Raw genomic sequence first — 19,217 nt, 5'->3', positions numbered from 1 at the left:
ATACTAAATAATTACCTCTTCATCCTCTTCTGTCTCATTGTCAGCTTTAGAAAGTGTTTGATTGCTTAATGCAAAAAATGTTTTTAAAGACGGGTAAATTTGATGAAACACATTATTTAACTGCTCATAAAGCACTCGCTTACTCAAGTCTGGCTTTATTATGGAAATCGTATTATTGTGAATTTTTTCAACCGCCTCCTCCAATGAATCAAAATAGCCTATTACGGTGCCAGCAATCATACATGTTCCTAATACACCTGTCTCCGAAATATCTTTAATATGAACGCTTTTGTTTAGTACAGTTGCTTTAATTTGGGCCCATTCCCGATTTTTTGCCCCGCCGCCGATAGATTGGTAGCTTTTAACGCGGAGTTGATAGTCTGATTCAATAATTTGATTAATTTGTTTCAAACCAAAAGAACAGCCTTCTAACACAGCTCGAAACATATCGGCTTTAGTTGTATTTAAATGTATGCCGACAAAGACCCCTCTTGCATTAGGATCCCAAATCGGGGCTCGCTCTCCTTGCATATAAGGCAGAAAAAAGACACCGCCTGCTCCTGGTGCTGATTGTTTGCACAATTCTTCTAACTCAGCTTTCGTGTATCCTTCCGGCTTTAGAAATTGGTCGTAAAACCATTGTATAGCTGCACCAGGAAAGGACATGGCTCCATGAGACAACCAATGGTTCTTTATAACATGGCATCTATTTAAAAATCGCTTATCTAACAGCTCTGGATTATCTGTACAAACAGTTAAAACATTCGAAGTCCCGACAGATTCGAACATTTCATTGACACCGATTCCGAGGGCGGCAGTGGAGCATGCTGTATCTGCTGCACCGGCAATCACAGGTATGCGGACGGACGCAATTACTGGATGCACATATTCCCCAACGATAGAACTTGGATCAACAACCTCAGGAAGCTTCTTAGGGTTTATACCAACCGCCTCATATATTTCAGGAGACCAACGATAGTTTTTGACATCATACATCCCGCTAAAGGAACTTTGCGTCCAATCCATCACAAAATTGCCTGTCAGCTTGTGCAGAATAAAGGTAGAAAGATTCCCCCATTTGTAGGTGCGCGCATATAATTCTGGATAATTGTTTTTAAACCATAAATGAGTTGTAAGCGTATACATTCCAGGTTCTAATCGATTTTTAGTAATGTCAAACAGAGATTTCTCACTGACTTGGTCTTTGATCCAAGCTGCTTCTTGTGTGCTTCTTTGATCTAAATACATAATGCCTGGATAAAGGGGCTCGCCCTTTGCATTTAAAAACACCGAGCTATTACAAAAAGTAGACAGAGAGATTGCTTCTACTTTGCCTGTGTTTTCAAGCTCAACTTGCTGCCACACCTTTAACAGCAATGTTTTCGTTTTACTCCAAATATCATCAAGATCAATTTCAATCCAGCCCATGGCAGGGTAAAGAAGAGAATAGGGCTCATACTCAAGAAACCCTAATTCTCCCTTTTTATTCATTGCACCAACTTTTATCCCGCTAGTGCCAATATCTATGCCAATGATATGAGACATAACTATACCACCCTCTATACACTCAATGGAGAATTCATTAACTCATTATAAAGTTCTATTGTTTCTTTAACAGTTCCTTTATTATGAATAATATTTCTAAACGCTGACACAACCGCTGTTGGATTAGGATTATTCCATACCATTCTGCCAAACGTGATACCTACCCCGCCCGCATCGATAACATCGTAAACCATTTGGAAATAGTCATCAATATTATTTCCATTTTCTCCGCCTGCGACAACTACCTTTCCTGGAGTGGAAGCAACCACTTTAGCGAAAGTTTCTGGATTGCCGGTATACTTTGTTTTCACGATATCCACACCAAGCTCAGCGCCAGCACGAACTGCATAGGCTACATTCTTCCAATCATTTTTTTCATTCTCAGGAATTTGGTTTCCTCTTGGATAAATATGTGCAATCATTGGCAAGCCGTGAGCTGCAGCCTGACCAGCAATGATACCTAGATTGCGTAATTGTTCAGGCTGATCATCACCGCCTACAATACAGCCCATCGACACTGCATCTGCGCCTAGTCGCACTGCTTCATCTACTTCTGTTACCCATGCATCATAATTTGGCTGCCAAGGGGAGAACGTAGAGCACTTCAAAATAAAGCCTGTTTTGCCAGCATGAGGACGGTAACACATATCCGCAATGCCTTTATGCATCGTAATGGCATCAGGTTCACCAGCTACAATTTCATCTAATTTACGTTGAATTGGCATCAGCTCTTCAAAAATACCCCGTGCCATTGCTTGATCGACTGCAACAGCTAATAGTTTTCCAGACTTTTGATTTAATAGACGATTCATACGAACTTCTTTACCTAATAATGACATATAAATAACACTCCTATTCTCATATTATTTCTACTTGTTATTGGGTTATGACTGTTTTCATATGATTACCATTCTTTACATCCAAAATTGCCTGTTCGATATTTTCAAGAGTGTAGCCTGTTGTGATAATAGCAGCCGTATTGATTTTGCCTGATGCAATGAGAGACAATGATTTATGATAATCAGCTCTTGTTAAAGCAGAGGTTCCATTAATGGTAATCTCATTATAATGAATAATGTTAGGATCAATCTCCGCCAAGACGCCATTTGTAAATCCAGCAAACAGATTTAATGTACCGCCTTTTTTTAATAGATTGGCGGACGTTTTAACTAAGAAAGGAATGCCTATTGCCATGATGACTACATCTGCCCCTAAACCATCTGTTTCACTTAAAACAATATCCTCAAGTGATTCTTCCTCCGGGTTCACAGCATAATCGGCACCTGCAAGAACCGCTTTAGCACGGCGATGATCAATTGGTTCACTCAATATCACCTTAGTCGCCCCTGCTATTTTGGCTAATTGTACATGCATCAGCCCAATAGGTCCTCCGCCAATAACTACTACAACGTCGCCCATTTTTACATTTGCTTTTCGTTGGCCGTTCATGCAGCATGCAAGCGGTTCTGCAATGACTGCCTGTTCAAAGGACAAATTATCTGGAATCTTCACCAGGTTGCCAGCTTCAAGAGCTGTACTTGGAATTTTCACATATTCTGCAAAACCGCCGTCAAATTCATAGCCAATCGCAGTACGATTTGCACAAACATTCTCCCTGCCATTTAAACAGTAGTAACACTTCCTGCACGGAATAACTGGCATTATTCCCACTCGGTCACCAACACTAAATTCCATTACCTTTGCACCGACTTCTGCAATGGTGCCGACAAGCTCATGACCAATCACCGACGGAGTTCGAACGCCCTTTGTTTTTTTGCCTTCATAAATACGAATATCTGTGCCACATACAGCACTTGCATTTACTCTTACAAGCACTTCGTTTTCACTAATTTCCGGCTTCGTTACTTCTTCCAGCTTCATATTATTAGGACCATGAAATACAGCTGCTTTCATTTTCTGTTCTCTCCTTTATGAAGAAAATTTCCTTCACAATAAATTCAAAAAAATAGAAGGAATTTACCAATAGTGTGAAACAATTCCTCTATTTCTCACATGACAATAAGAGAATCTTGGTAAATCCCTCCTTCTACGCTGTATTTTCAAAAAACAAGAAGTACGGTCTAGTTGTATAGAATTTTCTGTTATTTCCTTTTGCACAATCATCATATCACAGGGTGGTAATTTCCTTCAAGATATTTTTAGAAAATTTGAAGATTTTTTTCAATCACACTCTTACATCTTTTTATCAGTAGTGGACTTTCGGGTTTTCTGCAAGTTGCTATAGTACAGTTCATATTGCTGATTCGCAACAGAAGCAACTAAAATATCAATAATAGTTAATTGAGCAATCCTTGATGAAATGGCATCTGTTCGAAATAAGGTCTCTTTAGAAGCTGTTTGCAGCACAATATCCGAAATTTTAGTAATAGGAGACTTTGAAGAATTCGTAATACATATGATGGCAGCTCCTGCTTCTTTTGCAATTTTCACCGCCGCTAAAACGTCTGTGTTAGAGCCTGTATGTGAAATGGCGATAACAACATCTTCAGGTGTGAGTACACTTGCTGACATAGCCTGAAGGACAGGATCGCTGTAGGTAAATGATTTTATACCTAGCTTTAACAGTTTATGATGAGCATCCGCTGCGACTGCCCCTGAGCCGCCCGTTCCATATAGTTCAATTACGCGAGCTTTTGATATAGCGTCCACTGCTTTTCTTAATTCATCATCACTGCAAACCTCGATTGAATCATAAAGTGCCTGAATATTTGACTGGAATACCTTCTTTTTAATCATGACAACGTCATCGCCCTTTTCAATCACTTCATGAATTTGTTTTTCAGGGGCAATGACTTCCTTTGCCAAGTTTATTTTTAAGTCTTGAAACCCCTTATAACCAAGGCGTTTACATAAACGGACAACAGAAGATTCACTTGTTTCACTTCTTTCAGCGACTTCTGTAATGGAAAGATGAATTATCTCATCTTGGTTTTGTTCAATAAACTCTATAATCTTTTTCTCAGAATCCCTTAGTTTTGACATGGCAGCATTTATTCTTGTGAAAAAACCAGGATTTGTATTGATATTCAATTCGTTCATGGATACCCCTCCACTTTCTTTCACATACTAATTTATCATTAATTTTATAATATTTATTGGCAAATTTCCTACTTAATTTCTCCATTTTAACAGAATGGCTATGAAAATGATTCAAGTAAAGCAGATTTATCTTAGGGCATAAATATAGGAGGTAAACCATCGGCTTACCTCCTAATTAATTATTCAGCGCCTTGCTGATAATCAATATCATATTTTTTCGCTAGTTTTGCCATATCTTCATGATAATCTTTCAACATCAACAAGTACTCTTGTGCTTTTGCGTTAGATTTCCCGAACAGTTCTTCATTATCCTTTTCCAGCGCTTCTTTTTCAAGCTGCAAAGCTTCGTAGTAAGTGCTTGTTGCATCTTCCATTTGCTTTTTCAATGGTTCCAGTTCTGAAGAATTCACTTGTATATTTTTTGCTTCACTAACAGCTTTTTCATATGTAGGAATTACTTTATTTGTCAGCACATCATATAGCTTATCCTCTGAACTGTAATTGTCACCAGAAACAGTTGCCAATTCGTCATTTGCTTCTGTTTCATAGGCAGAAACCTTTGCAATATCATTATTAATGAAATTAACTATTTCTTTTTGTGTTTCTTCCTGAGAAGCTTTGTCTTCAGTTTGTTCTGTCTCCTCTTTCGGAGTTGAATTATTATCGCTGCATCCTGCAAGCAATATTAGCACAGCAAACAGACTGTAAAATAATTTTGTCAAAATCTTAACCTCACTTATTCTATGTTTGTAAAAAATCTCTCTAATAACTATAACATATCAAATATAGATATATGTTTAAAATGCTCGGATTGCATACCTTCTATTCCTAATCTGACATGCTCTATAAATCCTAAAAGGAATAATAGGGTCTTAACATAGTGACGCACATTTAAGAAAATGGCTGTAAACTTATGCATTATGAGTACATTGCTATAAAAGTTAAGAGATTTTTGACATTATAGTGACTATAATTAGACACTATTATTCAACCCTTTATATAACAGGTTTATTGAAATTTCACCTTTTAACAAACCACTCTTCCATTTACGTAAATATATCATAGACCCTTACAATAGTGACCCCTGAATCACTCATTTAATTTCCCACTAAAAAAGATCCTGCCTAAACAGGATCTAACTGGATATTTATTTTACTAATACAGTAGTATTAGCAGGTATAGTTAACATCGAATCATTCTTTATTACACCCGCTTCACTTGAAAAAACTACTTCTCCATTGCCGGCAATAGTTACTGCAACTGTCTCATTTGAAATATTATGATAAATCTGGATGGTTTGGTGGAGGGTCCGTTTATAGGCGACTATTTTTGCATTATTGACTTCCATCGCTTCTAAATTTCCTTTTAGTAACTCGTCATACCCTTGGCGAACACGGATCATTTTACGATAGTGGTTTAACAGGGAAGCTTGATCGTTGTCTTGTGCTTCAACAGAGATACCATTTCCGCCAATATTGTAGGTTGGTGTTTGCCAGCTTGTTTGGCCTTCCCCGTCGCCTTCAAACCAACGGAATGGCTCACGGATGAACTCATCTGGTTTTGCGCCTGTCATACCGATTTCTTCCCCATAATAGATAAATGGATTGCCAGGCAATGTCAACAGAATGGATGCAGCCGACTTCGCTTTAGCAGCATCACTATTCAGCTCGCTCATAACACGGTTTTGATCATGATTGGATAAGAAAATGGCGTCGATTATAGTGGGATTATAAGTGTGGTAAAGCGCTGCTGTTGAAAGTGCTGCTGCGGTAATACCTTGATCTGTGCCGCTTTTAACAGAAAGGATGATTTTATCTGCTAAATGGAAATTAAAGGCTGAATCTAATGCCTCATAGTACGGTGCAACTACCTCTGGCAAATCCCAAACTTCACCGACTAAATACACATCTGGTTTACTCTGCTGCATCACAGCTCTGAATTCTTTCCACCATTCGAGGTTATTAGCTGCACCATCTTCAGTTTGCCCTTTATAGATATGCATCGCCGCATCCAGCCGGAAACCGTCGGCCCCTTGGCTGAGCCAATACTGCCCAATTTTAATCATTTCTGCTCTAACGTCATGATGATTAAAATTCAAATCAGGCATGCCAGACCAAAATGTGCCATAGTAATAGCCCTCTCCGTTTGGGTTTTTATACCATACTTGCTGACCCCATGATCCTGTTTCGTTTAAATCGGCATGTTCATCTGCCCACACATAATAAGTACGGTATTTACTGTTTATATCTTGACTGGCTTCCTTAAACCAAGGATGCTCACTGCTCGTATGATTAACAACTAAATCCATAATTACCTTCATGCCCCGTTTATGTGCTTCATTAGTCAGGTTACGAAAATCTTCCAACGTTCCATATTCAGGATCTATATTATAGTAATCTGTCACATCATATTTATGGTAGCTTGGTGACGTATTAATCGGCATCAGCCACATTCCATTTACTTGCAAGTCTTTACTGGTGCTCCTATTGCCGTCATTCAAGTAATCAAGCTGACTGATAACCCCTTTTAAGTCACCATGGCCATTACTATCAGAATCATAAAAAGATTTCACATAGATTTCATAAAAAACACCGTCTTTATCATATTGGCTTTCCCCGCTTTGAGCACTTACCTGAGATGATAAACTAACAGTTTGCGGCAATGACAATTTTACTCCGTACCAATTTCTCAATTGCCTTCCCCCTTTTTAAATGAAATCGTTTACATTTTAACTATACCTGTATGGACAGCACGTTGCAAATATTTGGGGGAAATTGATTCTTTTTACATGATAATTATCAGCAGCTTAAAAAAGAAGTTTTCTTAAACATAATCTAAAACAGCTTTTAAACAATACCACATCCTTTAGCTTATTTCAGTTACGAAAAATGTCACAGTCTTCAGGACTTTAACTCTAAAATACTAGATTAATAGAAAAATGTCATAATTCGCAAAACTATTAATTCTTTAGCCGTGTTATATTTTACATGTAATCTGGCATGCAGGTCCCTGACAGATTATAAAAAAATGATTAAAAGGAGAAAAACAATGAAAAAGAAACTTATCCCTGGTTTATTAATTACCGCTTTTCTTTTTTCAATCTTGACTCCTACTGGGTTTGCACAGAAAAAATCCTTCTCGTTTAATGTAACTCCGTCGCAAAATAGTGGTGTAGCGTATTCTGCACCTAACCCGAAAGATGATACTGAACAAAAAGGCTATATTTACACTACAAAGCACAATATAATATCTTCTGATATATACTACTACAACATAAGAAAAAGCCCGTCAACTAGTGCAACATCTTACACTGGTTACATTAGGGTAACTCCCTCTAATGCAAAAAAATTGTCAAAGCTTATAGTAAAAAAGCGAACAAAGGTCAAAGTTTAATTCTGCAAGCGGATACAGATAAATACTCTGTACACTCAGAAGGTTATTGGTACTCTTAACAAGCTAAATCGTCTAAATTAACATAGACCGACTACCTGCATCGGTCTCTGATTATTACTTAATCATTTTTGAAAGGAGTATAAGTCTTGAAAAAAATATGGTTATTGCTGCTTTGCACATTTCTAGTCGTGCTTTCTGGCTGCTTTCCAACAGGTGAACAAAACGCTGCATCTGATTCGAAACAGGCAAACAAATCAAATGAACCAACACCTGATAATCTTGATGTGGAATTGGACAAAAACTTGCTTGTAAAAGCAGATATAGCTGGTGGAGAAAATAAAGATTATCCCTCACTATCCGTCTCACCGAAGGACTTTAAGAACGATCCGTTAAAGCAGGAACTTGTAAATAATAAAGAATTAACAGATACTTTTGAAAACAATAATGAGATTAAACCAGACTATAAAGATGTATATTTTGAATTTACGGATGGATCGTATATGTCGATAGAATTAGGTACTGTTAGGTTTGAGGATTCATTTTACAGTGATCGTGAATATTCTGATGTTATATATGGTGCAAAACCCAATATACGGTCTGATTTGCACGATATATACAAAAAAACAGCACTTGAAAATATTAATAGCAACGATGCCATTGAAAAGGTTAAAAAGGCAGCAAATGAATACGGTATAACCAACCTTGGAAATCCAGATGTGATTGCTTTAGATTTAGAAACATTAGAAAATGAATGGGAGGATTACGAACAAAAGGACGGCGGTCATCCTCGCAAATGGGAAAAGGCTGATGAAGCATATGTAGTCACCTTTCCTGTTGTACAAAACAATCTAATCATAACAAACAAAGGTTATTTTAGTAATGCTGCTGAAATACCGGTAATAGGAAGCCGGATAGTAGGTGTTGTTAATAAAGATGGAATAATTGCCTTAACTCTAGACGGCATTTATGATACAGGCAAAACAATACAAAATAAAGTAAATCCGATTTCCTTGGAAGACGCCTTAAACATGATTGAAAACAAGTACAAAGACGTCTTATTAACAGACCCAATAACAATATCAAAAATAGCATTAGAGTATGTTCCAATTGTGTCCAAGCAGGATTCCATCAGCTATAAACTAACCCCTGCATGGGTCTTTACCGCCAAACAGGATGTAACGTCTAGTGATGAAAAAGGCACAAACACAGCATCCGATTATTTTACTATCATAATCGATGCAGATACGGGCCAAGAATTGCGTATTGGAAGTGACTATTAATATGAAAAGCAGAGCATTAACTATGTCGTTTATGCAAGTATTTTCGGCTCCTGTTTTTTACCTTTCCATCATCGGTGTTACTTTACTTTGTTTTATAAGCGTCTGGGAAGAAATTAACAGTGTTGCTGGAGATGTAGCTTATTATTTTGATATTTTTATAGGCTTAACAATGTTTAAAAAATTAGTAGTTTTATTTGCTGCTTTTCCTTATGTATCCAGCTTCTGCAGTGATTGGAAATGCCAATTTATAAAACCAGTTGTCATCCGTACAGGGATTAGCAAATATGTGTGGTCAAAAATTATTACTTGTTTTGTCAGTGGTTTATTAACTGTATTTATAGGACAAATCCTATTTATCATCTTACTGTCATTTAAGTTCCCCTTGTTTCCAAATGAAGATTTAAACCAAGTATTGTTTCCACCATTTAAATCACTTAGTACCAGTATTTACCCGCCTTTATATTTACTAGCACAAAGTTTTGTTTTTAGTATGGCAGCAGCATTATGGACAGTTGTTGGATTAACCTTCTCTGCGTTTATACCAATTCACTTTGCTGCAATAGTTGCACCCGTTATTGCCAGTTATGTTTTAGAAGAAGTTACCATCCTACTTCCAAATGCATTTAACCTGTACTTACTTACAAGAAGTTCAGATGTCATTCAGCAAGGTCCCCTCATCAGTTTTATCTACTTTTGTTTTATTTTTATTATGTTATCAATACTAGCTGGATGGCTGTTTTCTTATCAAGTTAAGAGGAGGGTGCGTAATGAAGTTGTTTAATACAGCAAGATTTGTGTGTTTGCAAAATTTCCGCAAATGGTCCTCCAATTACCGAGTTTGGATTATCGCTATTCTGCTGATCATTTTGACACATAGCTTTACGAAGGAAATCGTAGATTTTGGAAAAGACATTGATATTAATGTCTCGCCATGGATGTTTCCGTTTCTTTTTACTCAGAAATTTATTAAGCTACTGTTCTTTTTCCCCTTACTATTACTGTTCAGTGATGCTCCTTTTATTGACGAGAACCAGCCCTATATAATCGCAAGAAGCGGCAGAATTCCATGGAGCATCGGACAAATTGGGTATATTTTCATTGCTTCAGCAGTTTATTTTATCTTTCTCCTGCTCCTATCTATCGGGCTTAACCTTTTCAATATCCAATTTACAATGGAATGGGGAAAAGTTCTTGGCACACTTGCAAATACTAATGCAGCCGATGTAGTTAATTTAAAATCATTTATTCCTTCAGATGTTTTACACTATTTTTCGCCCATTCAAGCATTGTGGTTTTCTCTCCTGCTTTCGTGGTTAACCGGAGTATTTTTAGGGCTTATTATTTATGTTATTAATTCCTTTTCGAACACTAGAGTGTTTGGAATATTAACGGCATCCTTCCTGCTAGTTTTAGATGCGGCTGTTACCAATAGATATTATTTATACCGCTTTTCACCTGTGTCATGGAGCAATCTTGCACGGATTGATATTAATGGAACAACTCCAATGCCGTCGATTACCTATATTTATATTAGTTTTGCTCTACTGATCGGGATAATGATAATATTAGCCATTGTAATTAATCGCAAGCAAACGATTAATGTGTTACCACCTATATAAGCAAGAAAGGAGTAGTTAAGATGCATGCAGGTATTAAGGTTCATGATTTAACAGTAAGGTTTGGAGAAACGACTGTATTAAATAACATCTCCTTATCGTTTGAAAAAAACAAAATTCACGGTTTAGTTGGCAGAAATGGTTCTGGGAAAACCATTCTCTTAAAGTGTATTTGCGGGTTCGTTATCCCAGCATCTGGAAGTATCAAGATAGATGATCAGCAAATCGGTCAGGACTGTGATGTGCCAGAAAATATAGGTATCATTATTGAAGCACCGGGATTTCTGCCTAATTATGATGGATACACTAATTTAAAATTTCTTGCTGCAATCAAAAAGCAAATATCAAAGGAACAAATCTTACATGTAATTGAAAAAGTTGGATTAGATTCTAAAAGTAAAAAACATGTCGGCAAATATTCACTCGGAATGAGGCAGCGACTTGGTCTTGCTCAAGCACTGATGGAAGATCCTGATATCCTTATACTTGATGAACCGATGAATGGCTTGGATAACCAAGGAGTTAAAGATATTCGAACAATCCTTTTAGAGCTGAAAAATCAAGGAAAAACAATATTACTCGCCAGCCATAGTAAAGAGGATATTGAGATTCTGTGTGACACAGTACATGAGTTGGATCTCGGCAAAATAATAAACTCGAATACTAAATTCTGATATATAAAAAAATGACTCAAGACAGCTCTTGAGTCATTTTTTATATTCATTTTAGTTTGTATTCTGACCGCCGCCATTTAATCCTGCTTTAATAAGCTCATTCACCTTGCTGTTAGCAACCAACCCTAAATGGCCAATTCCACTAAGCTCAACGTTTTTTGCTCCTTTAAGGTTAGAAAGCCATGTTGGCACTAAATAATCATTTGAACTGTAAATAGACGTGTATAGAATTTTATCGTTAGAATCTTTGCCAACTGGTGCTGTTGATGTAACAAATCTGTTAGGCGATCCTAATGTAATAACATCATTCACCTTTGTTCCGCCAGTGTTCAAGATATAAGTCAATGTATTAATACCGCCTGCACTGTGTCCGATGATATCGACCTTGCTTTTGCCGGTTTTCTTTAATACTTGATCTACATATGTTGCAAGCTGCTTGGCATTTGTATAGCTGTTGCCTGTTTTATCTAATAATTCAATAGCATAAAGCTCATTATCTGCCCAGCCTTGTGATTTTAAATAACTTTTAATTGCATAGAAGTTTGTGCTGTTACCGCCTGTTCCGTGCACATAAATAACCGGGTCATGACTTGACGCTGCTTTGGAAACAGAAGGTTTCGCTCCAACAACAGAAACAATAATAGCCATACATGCAACTAATGAAATTAGTAATTTAGTAGTCTTCATTATTTCCCCCTATGGTTTAGAAGTTATCTTGCTATAACTATTGTTATATATTTCGAGAGGAGAAACAACCGGTAAGATTTGTTAGGAAGTGTATTCTATTTTTTTATATCACTAATAACTACTAAATTTGCTATTCTTAAATGTTCTTAATTATGTTATTATTTTGTACGTTATTAAGAAAAAGCGAGGTCTAGTTATTAATGAGAATGCAAAAGAAAAAACGAAAAATCAGTATCACAGGAATAATTATCGTATTATTGCTTGGAGGAGCTTTTTACGGGGGTATTTTATATCAAAGTTACTCTGAAGAAGCATCTGAAAAGAAAAAAGAATCAAATTCAGCACCATCAATGGACGAGAAAACTAAAACTGGCAGTAAGGATACGGCTGTCATTACAGCAAATAATGACATATTACCTCAAGATGACTCGACAACAGAAAGCATCGATAATTTCGAGTTAACATATACACCTTTTGAAGAAAAACTAGTCGTTTCTACAAATGATGGAAAAACAAGTACTTTTAATTATTTAAACAATAACGATGTTATCTCTTACTCCCCTTCTTATCAGAACATACTGCTTAATCCCCTCGGTGGTTTTGAAGAAGGTGGAAGTCTTTTTGTGTACATGAAGGATGAGGGTACGGTAGAAGTAAAAGTGGATAACGAGAATGAAAACAATTACTATCCGAAGCAAGCACTATGGCTTGATGATCAATACATATTAGTTGTCAAAAGTTACGTATACGGGACTGTAATAAACGGAGATTTGCTGCTCTATGATAGCCTAAATGAAACATTAACACCGCTGAATATCTATAATGGTGATGCAGTAGTAAGCATTAGCCTCTCCCATACTAAGAATAACGAGAAAACAGTTATTGTAGATGGAATAAACTTTACAGATGACATTTTAAATGAGAATCAGCCTTATGTGGCAGAGTACTCTGTAACAACAATACTGGACGAATTGTAAATAGATTAAAACCCTATTATGTTAACCTCATGTCCACATAATAGGGTTTTAATTATTTATTCGTATTCAACCCGCCGCCATTCAAAGCAACCTTAATCAAGTCATTTACTTTTTTACTAGTAACAAGCCCAAAATGATCAACACCAGTTATTTCAATGTTTTTTGCTCCATCGAGGATGGAAAGTTTGTTAGGTGTTATATAATCGTTTTTGCTGTAGATGGATGTATAAAGGATTTTGCGGTTTGGATCTGTTCCGACGGGTGCTTTTGTTGTTATTACTCGATTTGGGGATCCTAATGTTACTACATCGTTAACTTTATTTCCCCCATCAGTCAGAATATAAGTTAACGCATTAATTCCGCCTGCACTGTGTCCTATAATATCAACCTTTTTCTTACCCGTTTTTCTGAGCACATCATCTACATAAGTAGACAGCTGCTTCGCATTTGTAATATTGTTCCCTGTTTTATCTAATAATTCAATGGCGTACAACTCATTATCTGCCCAGCCTTGCTGCTTCAAATAGGTTCTAATGAAATAAAAGTTAGTACTGTTTCCCCCTAATCCGTGCACGAAAATTACAGGATCATTTGTTACTCGCTGTGCTTCGGAGACAGTTGGGTTTAAACCGACTGCACATAAAAGAATCGTCATACATGCTATTAGTGAATGTAACATTCTCATTTTTCTTCATTTCCTCCTAAAAATTATGCTGTTCATGACTGTTTTATTATGGACAATTTTTGTGGAGAAATTCACGGTAACATCTGTTAGAAAAATAGAAGCTTTTTTACATTTCAGCTTCTGATCGGAATAAACAGAATTTGGAGAAGAATAATAAAAAGACTTAGGATATATCCTAAGCCTTAGGCAGCAATACACTTTTTGGGATTGATACATGAATTCCTTTATTTTCATCCACCACTTGTGTTATCGAAAAATCGCCACAAACGCTGATTAACGAGTATGCATCTTGCCTTGACAGCCCATATCTTGAACTCAGAAATCCAACCATTTCTAACGCTGCATTTTTTGCGGCTTGCTCTAAATCCGGATGAAAACCATGGGTTATCCATGCATCAGTTGTTTCAAGCAAGGGAGTGTGAAAGGCCATGTCTTTACGGACATTTATTTTTAACAAGCAATTTAATGATGCTTCTACTGCAGTTCCGCTCAGTTCACTGTCTCCTTGCGCGAAGTGACCGTCACCTAGGGACAGCAATGCGCCTTCTACTCCGACTGGATAATAAATCGTAGCACCAGCACCAATTTTCCAGTTGTCGATATTTCCTCCATACATTCCTGGAGGTGTTGAACTAAAGCAACCCTTTTCCTTAGGTGCGACTCCCATATTGCCGATATGAAGTCTTGCTGGTATTTGCATATTTGTTAATGCAGGCTCCCTTATAGCCTCTTCAGGTGCAATAATTCTGCCATTGATGTTGTATTCATAAGGGTAGTCGTAAGCAAATTTAGCATTCAGCCACTTGCCTTCTCGGTCTAATTCATAAATAGTGATTCGTTCCTTTTTATCAAATTCATTAAATAAAAAGCCCCAATTCGCCAGCAAGTTTGCACCATAAGGTAAGCGTGGAGTTAGCTGCAGAATTTCTACTTGAAGCATATCTCCAGGTGTTGCATCCTTAACATAGATCGGTCCAGTCATAATATGAGCACCTGGTATTCTTTGCTCAAAAGGAATATTATCGTATATTTCTTTAATCCCGTCATCCATCATCAAGTCAGGTGCGTCCCCCGCTTGGTGTGTTACTGTTTCTACACTCACGATATCACCGGAGTTTATTTCTAACGCTGGCTTAACAGAATTATCAAAATAGCCCCAATGCACCGTTTTTGAAGTTGCTTTCAGTGTATGAAGCGATGTTTCTTGTACTTTCGTATCATTTACAGCCATTGTACCTCTCCCCTCTCGGTTTTTCCTCCGATACAGTCACATAGGTTTGTGCTGACAATCCTCCATGAAAGTATTACTATGAATTATGCTTACCGCATTAATCTCTCTGAAGAAAACATCTGTGTGTTACAGCTGTCCAAGTCTTTTTCAAGTTTTCCATCACCTTGACAGCCTGTTATGCAATTCACCTTTTACCTATTCGGCGGCTACCTTGTTATAAACAGAAAAATCGCTAGCCTAGTATGTTGCAACTTCTTCGGAGCATTCTCTAAGACGTACCTAGTTATTCTGGGATTTTCGTTCAAATGAAAGGTAAATAAGTCGATGTATTTGCAATTCATCGTAATTTATTCCTTCTTTACAGGCAAGCAACTTGTCAGATTATTTAACAAAGTATTTTAATAGCTTGCATGAATACAAAAAATAGAGCTGCATCCATTCAGATGCAACTCTAAATAACAATTATAAGATCCTTTAATCCCGATAAAATTCTCCTCAATCTGCTCCAGCGACAATCCTCTTGTTTCCGGTAAATACTTTCCTATAAACACAATCCCTCCAACCGCAAATACGGCGAAAAGGAAGAAGGTTGCCGATAAGCCAACACTGTCTAATAGTACGGGGAAGAATAAACCAACTAAAAAATTGAAAAGCCAGAGAAACAAGACTGCCATCCCCATCCCTATTCCTCGGATTCTGGCTGGAAATATCTCTGATAAGGTGAGCCATGTCATTGGACCGACTGCTCCTTGGAAGAACGCTAAATATAAACATGTCATAGAAAGGACGACATATGGCAGCATTGGGGAATCCGCAAGAAGCAGTGTGGAAATTCCGATTGAAAGGAGAGCTGCGGTAACACCAATTAATCCTGTCAGAAACATAGAGCGTCTATTTACCTTATGCATGATGGACATGCCAATAATGACGGCTACTAAGGAAATTAAGCCATTTGCGACATTTCCGATTAATGCTGCCTTTGTTCCAAAGCCAGAGTTTTGGAGAATTTGTGTGCCATAGTACATGATTGAATTAATGCCTACTAATTGTGAAATCGCTCCGATTCCTATTCCAAGGACAACGATTCTTCTAATCCATGGAATGCCTAAATCTTTAAAGGTAACTTTTTTGGTATTTTTCATTTCTTCGATACTTGCTTGAATACTTTTTAATTCTTTCTCAGCCGAAATTCCTTCACGAATTTGTTTTAGTGTATGCAGTGCTTCTGCTATTCTCCCTTTTGATGCGAGCCAGCGTGGGCTTTCTGGCAATATAAGAACACCTAACCATAAGGCAACGGCTGGTAGTGTAGCAATCACTAGCATATATCGCCAGACATGTCCTGCTTCGTCAAAGGTATTTCCGATAACAGCATTAAAAACATAGGCAAGAAATTGACCAGTGACAATCATTAATTCATTTTGTGTTACTAATCTGCCGCGTCGTTCTGCTGGTGACATTTCTGCAAGATAAGAGGGGATGATAACGGATGCTCCGCCTACAGCTAGCCCTAACAGAAATCGGAATGAAATCATGATGGTTGTATTTGGAGCGATAACACAGCCAAGCGCTGCGAAGAAGAATAAGATCGCTAAATAAAGAATCGTTTTTCGATGTCCCCTAGTATCTGAGAGCCGGCCTCCGAAGATGGAACCAATTGCCGCTCCCAAAACAAGTGAACTTGCGACCAAACCTTCTGTAAAAGGAGTTAAGTTAAGCTGGTCAGGCTGAGCCATGAATGGCAGTGCACCGTTAATTACACCTGTATCATAACCAAACAACAATCCTCCAAAGGTCGCTACAATCGTAATTAACCGGAGATTTTTTTTTGGATCTTTATTACCCTTTCCTGTCTCCATCGAGTAATGATTAGACAACTTTGCATTATCCATTGCCCATTCCTCCTTTTTCGCCAGAGTGTTTGTATCCGCTTTCAAAAATAATCAAATAAAACGGATGCTTTCTTAGCTTTACAACTCTATCATATGATGGATCTTCTTTATGATAGAGTTGTAAAGAACTGTTTATTTGGTATTAATTACGTTAGTAATAGTTTTTAAGTATTCACTTGTCCGCTTTGCAATTGGAAATGGCTTATCAAATGGTGCAGGATACATATCCTGTTCGACAACTGCCCACCCATTATAGTTTATGTCCTGCAAAGTTTTAAAGAAAGCCTCCATATCGACTACACCTAATTCAGGTTCACACATAATATCCTCACTCACTGCTTTAGCAAAGGACCAGCCCTCTATTTGCATTCTTTCTCTTACCTTGAGATCACAGCTTTTAATGTGAAGGTATGGAATACGAGCATGGTGTTTGCGCATGAACGCAACTGGTTCACCATCTGCATATGCATGATGTCCTGTATCTAAGCATAGATTTATATCTGTGTCATGCAGAAGTCTTTCGATTTGCTCCTCTGTCTCAATATGACTTTGTGCATGTGGATGAAACACTACTTCCAAGCCGTATCTTAATTTTGCATGGTTTTTTATTTGTTCTACATTGCGGATAAATGAGCTCCATTCGTCATCGTTTAATATTTGCGGACGGATAAGTTCGCCTGAAAACAAATCTGTATAACAATCATCGATTAACACTACATATTTCGCAGTTGGAAACTTCAGCTGAAGCTCTGCCATTTCATCGAGTAGAGCAATCATTTCCTGTGTTTTTTTCTCAGAAGTAAGATCACCAACTAATGTTGTTGCTGTCAGGGTTAAGTTGCGTTTCTCAAGCTCTTGCTTTAATTGCTGATAATTATTCGGAAGATAGCCCCATGGTCCAAGCTCAATCCCCTCATAGCCTGCCTCTTCCATTTCATTTAAGCACCGTTCCCACGGCACTTGCTTTTCATCTTCGGGAAACCATACTCCCCAGGAGTCTGGTGCTGTTCCTATTTTAATATTCATGCGATTACACCTCCCACTTCATTCACACGAACCCATTGCTGCTGTACTGCTGATGCTAGAATGGCATCAACTGTTTTATCAATTTGTGCGCCAAATTCAAAATCACAAGCATAGGCAGTGCCTTTTGATAGTGCTGACAGCAATTCGTGTGCTTCAAGCACTTTCATATCGTTATAACCGATTGCAATACCAGCTGCTGGATAAAATGCACTATAGCCTTTATGATCTGGACCTAAAAATACTGTTCGGAAACCTCTGTCTGCACTATTATCTGATGTGAAATACACGTTTACTTCATTCATACGTTCTAAAGAATAGTGAACAGTGCCTTTTGTTCCTTGGATTTCATATGTTAAGTAATTTTTTCTTCCTGCTGCAATCCGGCTCGAAGAAATTGTGCCGACTGCTCCATTTTCATAGTTTGTTAGGATTGCAATAATATCTTCATTTTCTACTTCTGCTAAAGTTAAAGAACCAGGAGATGAAGGTCTTTGTTTAAATATAGTTTTCGCTGTTGCATTAACGCTTTCAATATTTCCCAAAATAAACTGGGAAACACTTAACAAGTGGGAGCCTAAATCACCTAGTGCGCCAGAACCAGAATACTTATTAATATGTCTCCACGTAATAGGCAAATTTGGGTCAAGCAGGCTATCTTGTGCATACGTTCCGAAGAAGCCGACGATGTCGCCTAGTTTCCCAGTGTCTACTAGTTCTTTTATATAAGCACTGGCTGGATTCATCACATTATTGTAGCCAACATAGTTGACGACTCCTTTAGCCTTCGCAATTTCCGCAAGCTCTAATGATTGTTCACTTGATAGAGTTAAAGGTTTTTCACAGTATACATGCTTGCCGTTCTCTAGTGCAGCCTTTGCAATTTCATAGTGAAATGCATTTGGTGTCGCAATATCAACGATGTCAATATGTTCGTCAGTGACTACGTCCTGCCAGTTTGTTGTCCATCTAGAATAGCCTAATGTCTCACTTGCTTTTTGAGCTGCTTCTGCACTAACATCTGATACAACTTCAAAAATTGGCTTGCCATATTCAGGACCAAAGTCCAATAAAGCGTTTACAAATGAGTTCGTATGAGCCTTCCCCATCCAACCTGCACCAATCAGTCCAATTCTAATTTCCATGTTATTTAA

The 19,217-nt window shown here is 37.6% G+C and carries 18 protein-coding genes; 6 read left to right on the top strand and 12 right to left on the bottom strand.

Features of this window, described 5'->3' with window-relative positions; all coding sequences use genetic code 11:
- Window positions 1-3 precede the first annotated feature (3 nt).
- From LXM54_RS10535 to LXM54_RS10510, 6 genes are all read right to left on the bottom strand, one after another.
- Entirely contained in the window at window positions 4-1,545 is a 1,542-nt protein-coding gene (locus LXM54_RS10535; RefSeq protein WP_233315142.1) for a xylulokinase, read from the bottom strand.
- A gap of 14 nt (window positions 1,546-1,559) precedes the next feature.
- Window positions 1,560-2,384 (bottom strand): class I fructose-bisphosphate aldolase, encoded by an 825-nt coding sequence (locus tag LXM54_RS10530; RefSeq protein WP_233315141.1) that lies wholly within the window; start codon window positions 2,382-2,384, stop codon window positions 1,560-1,562.
- A gap of 37 nt (window positions 2,385-2,421) precedes the next feature.
- The gene (locus tag LXM54_RS10525) at window positions 2,422-3,459 is read right to left on the bottom strand and encodes a zinc-dependent dehydrogenase (protein ID WP_233315140.1); all 1,038 of its coding nucleotides are present in this window, start codon (window positions 3,457-3,459) and stop codon (window positions 2,422-2,424) included.
- Between the two features lie 279 nt (window positions 3,460-3,738).
- Window positions 3,739-4,605, bottom strand: coding sequence for a MurR/RpiR family transcriptional regulator (locus LXM54_RS10520; RefSeq protein ID WP_233315139.1), 867 nt, complete (start codon window positions 4,603-4,605; stop codon window positions 3,739-3,741).
- 179 nt (window positions 4,606-4,784) lie between these two features.
- Window positions 4,785-5,327 carry a hypothetical protein gene (locus LXM54_RS10515; RefSeq protein ID WP_233315138.1) on the bottom strand — a complete coding sequence of 181 codons (543 nt, stop codon included), beginning with the start codon at window positions 5,325-5,327 and terminating at the stop codon, window positions 4,785-4,787.
- Between the two features lie 425 nt (window positions 5,328-5,752).
- Window positions 5,753-7,297, bottom strand: a complete 1,545-nt coding sequence (locus LXM54_RS10510; protein ID WP_233315137.1) for an alpha-amylase family glycosyl hydrolase — start codon at window positions 7,295-7,297, stop codon at window positions 5,753-5,755.
- A gap of 356 nt (window positions 7,298-7,653) precedes the next feature.
- On the opposite strand from LXM54_RS10510, the gene LXM54_RS10505 reads away from it, so the two are divergent.
- From LXM54_RS10505 to LXM54_RS10485, 5 genes are all read left to right on the top strand, one after another.
- A complete protein-coding gene (locus tag LXM54_RS10505) occupies window positions 7,654-7,998 on the top strand; it encodes a hypothetical protein (RefSeq protein WP_233315136.1) in 345 nt (114 codons plus the stop codon).
- A 146-nt stretch (window positions 7,999-8,144) separates the two neighbouring features.
- Window positions 8,145-9,278 carry a hypothetical protein gene (locus tag LXM54_RS10500; RefSeq protein ID WP_233315135.1) on the top strand — a complete coding sequence of 378 codons (1,134 nt, stop codon included), beginning with the start codon at window positions 8,145-8,147 and terminating at the stop codon, window positions 9,276-9,278.
- A gap of 1 nt (window position 9,279) precedes the next feature.
- A complete protein-coding gene (locus LXM54_RS10495; RefSeq protein WP_233315134.1) occupies window positions 9,280-10,059 on the top strand; it encodes a hypothetical protein in 780 nt (259 codons plus the stop codon).
- A complete protein-coding gene (locus LXM54_RS10490) occupies window positions 10,046-10,897 on the top strand; it encodes a hypothetical protein (RefSeq protein ID WP_233315133.1) in 852 nt (283 codons plus the stop codon). Before LXM54_RS10495 ends, LXM54_RS10490 begins: the two co-directional genes overlap by 14 nt.
- A 20-nt stretch (window positions 10,898-10,917) precedes the next feature.
- Complete coding sequence (locus LXM54_RS10485) at window positions 10,918-11,568, top strand: ABC transporter ATP-binding protein (RefSeq protein WP_233315132.1); 651 nt, start codon at window positions 10,918-10,920, stop codon at window positions 11,566-11,568.
- A 51-nt stretch (window positions 11,569-11,619) separates the two neighbouring features.
- Here the strand turns inward: LXM54_RS10485 and LXM54_RS10480 are convergent, their stop codons facing one another.
- Window positions 11,620-12,255, bottom strand: a complete 636-nt coding sequence (locus tag LXM54_RS10480; RefSeq protein ID WP_233315131.1) for an esterase/lipase family protein — start codon at window positions 12,253-12,255, stop codon at window positions 11,620-11,622.
- 200 nt (window positions 12,256-12,455) lie between these two features.
- Between LXM54_RS10480 and LXM54_RS10475 the strand changes: the two genes are divergently transcribed.
- Complete coding sequence (locus tag LXM54_RS10475; protein ID WP_233315130.1) at window positions 12,456-13,232, top strand: hypothetical protein; 777 nt, start codon at window positions 12,456-12,458, stop codon at window positions 13,230-13,232.
- Window positions 13,233-13,284: 52 nt separating this feature from the next.
- On the opposite strand, the gene LXM54_RS10470 is transcribed toward LXM54_RS10475, so the two are convergent.
- The 5 genes from LXM54_RS10470 to LXM54_RS10450 form a co-directional block, all read right to left on the bottom strand.
- Complete coding sequence (locus tag LXM54_RS10470; protein WP_233315129.1) at window positions 13,285-13,917, bottom strand: esterase/lipase family protein; 633 nt, start codon at window positions 13,915-13,917, stop codon at window positions 13,285-13,287.
- Between the two features lie 175 nt (window positions 13,918-14,092).
- Window positions 14,093-15,148: an acetamidase/formamidase family protein gene (locus LXM54_RS10465; protein WP_233315128.1), complete on the bottom strand. Its 1,056-nt coding sequence runs from the start codon at window positions 15,146-15,148 to the stop codon at window positions 14,093-14,095.
- Between the two features lie 398 nt (window positions 15,149-15,546).
- Window positions 15,547-17,040: a sugar porter family MFS transporter gene (locus LXM54_RS10460; protein WP_267913345.1), complete on the bottom strand. Its 1,494-nt coding sequence runs from the start codon at window positions 17,038-17,040 to the stop codon at window positions 15,547-15,549.
- Window positions 17,041-17,172: 132 nt separating this feature from the next.
- Window positions 17,173-18,066, bottom strand: a complete 894-nt coding sequence (locus tag LXM54_RS10455; protein ID WP_233315127.1) for a sugar phosphate isomerase/epimerase family protein — start codon at window positions 18,064-18,066, stop codon at window positions 17,173-17,175.
- Window positions 18,063-19,208 (bottom strand): Gfo/Idh/MocA family protein, encoded by a 1,146-nt coding sequence (locus tag LXM54_RS10450; protein WP_233315126.1) that lies wholly within the window; start codon window positions 19,206-19,208, stop codon window positions 18,063-18,065. The genes LXM54_RS10455 and LXM54_RS10450 overlap by 4 nt, the downstream gene beginning before the upstream one ends.
- Window positions 19,209-19,217: the final 9 nt, after the last annotated feature.

The sequence above is a fragment of the Bacillus sp. Au-Bac7 genome (genome assembly GCF_021341655.1).
Taxonomy (GTDB): domain Bacteria; phylum Bacillota; class Bacilli; order Bacillales; family Cytobacillaceae; genus Niallia.
This window is presented reverse-complemented; position numbering and strand designations above follow the sequence as displayed.

What these genes read in the sequence shown, in the direction of transcription:
- LXM54_RS10480 (WP_233315131.1), bottom strand. Translation starts at nt 12,255, where the DNA reads ATGAAGACTACTAAATTACTAATTTCATTAGTTGCATGTATGGCTATT.
- LXM54_RS10460 (WP_267913345.1), bottom strand. Translation starts at nt 17,040, where the DNA reads ATGGATAATGCAAAGTTGTCTAATCATTACTCGATGGAGACAGGAAAG.
- LXM54_RS10505 (WP_233315136.1), top strand. Translation starts at nt 7,654, where the DNA reads ATGAAAAAGAAACTTATCCCTGGTTTATTAATTACCGCTTTTCTTTTT.
- LXM54_RS10455 (WP_233315127.1), bottom strand. Translation starts at nt 18,066, where the DNA reads ATGAATATTAAAATAGGAACAGCACCAGACTCCTGGGGAGTATGGTTT.
- LXM54_RS10530 (WP_233315141.1), bottom strand. Translation starts at nt 2,384, where the DNA reads ATGTCATTATTAGGTAAAGAAGTTCGTATGAATCGTCTATTAAATCAA.
- LXM54_RS10490 (WP_233315133.1), top strand. Translation starts at nt 10,046, where the DNA reads ATGAAGTTGTTTAATACAGCAAGATTTGTGTGTTTGCAAAATTTCCGC.
- LXM54_RS10525 (WP_233315140.1), bottom strand. Translation starts at nt 3,459, where the DNA reads ATGAAAGCAGCTGTATTTCATGGTCCTAATAATATGAAGCTGGAAGAA.
- LXM54_RS10450 (WP_233315126.1), bottom strand. Translation starts at nt 19,208, where the DNA reads ATGGAAATTAGAATTGGACTGATTGGTGCAGGTTGGATGGGGAAGGCT.
- LXM54_RS10485 (WP_233315132.1), top strand. Translation starts at nt 10,918, where the DNA reads ATGCATGCAGGTATTAAGGTTCATGATTTAACAGTAAGGTTTGGAGAA.
- LXM54_RS10475 (WP_233315130.1), top strand. Translation starts at nt 12,456, where the DNA reads ATGAGAATGCAAAAGAAAAAACGAAAAATCAGTATCACAGGAATAATT.
- LXM54_RS10465 (WP_233315128.1), bottom strand. Translation starts at nt 15,148, where the DNA reads ATGGCTGTAAATGATACGAAAGTACAAGAAACATCGCTTCATACACTG.
- LXM54_RS10495 (WP_233315134.1), top strand. Translation starts at nt 9,280, where the DNA reads ATGAAAAGCAGAGCATTAACTATGTCGTTTATGCAAGTATTTTCGGCT.
- LXM54_RS10520 (WP_233315139.1), bottom strand. Translation starts at nt 4,605, where the DNA reads ATGAACGAATTGAATATCAATACAAATCCTGGTTTTTTCACAAGAATA.
- LXM54_RS10470 (WP_233315129.1), bottom strand. Translation starts at nt 13,917, where the DNA reads ATGAGAATGTTACATTCACTAATAGCATGTATGACGATTCTTTTATGT.
- LXM54_RS10535 (WP_233315142.1), bottom strand. Translation starts at nt 1,545, where the DNA reads ATGTCTCATATCATTGGCATAGATATTGGCACTAGCGGGATAAAAGTT.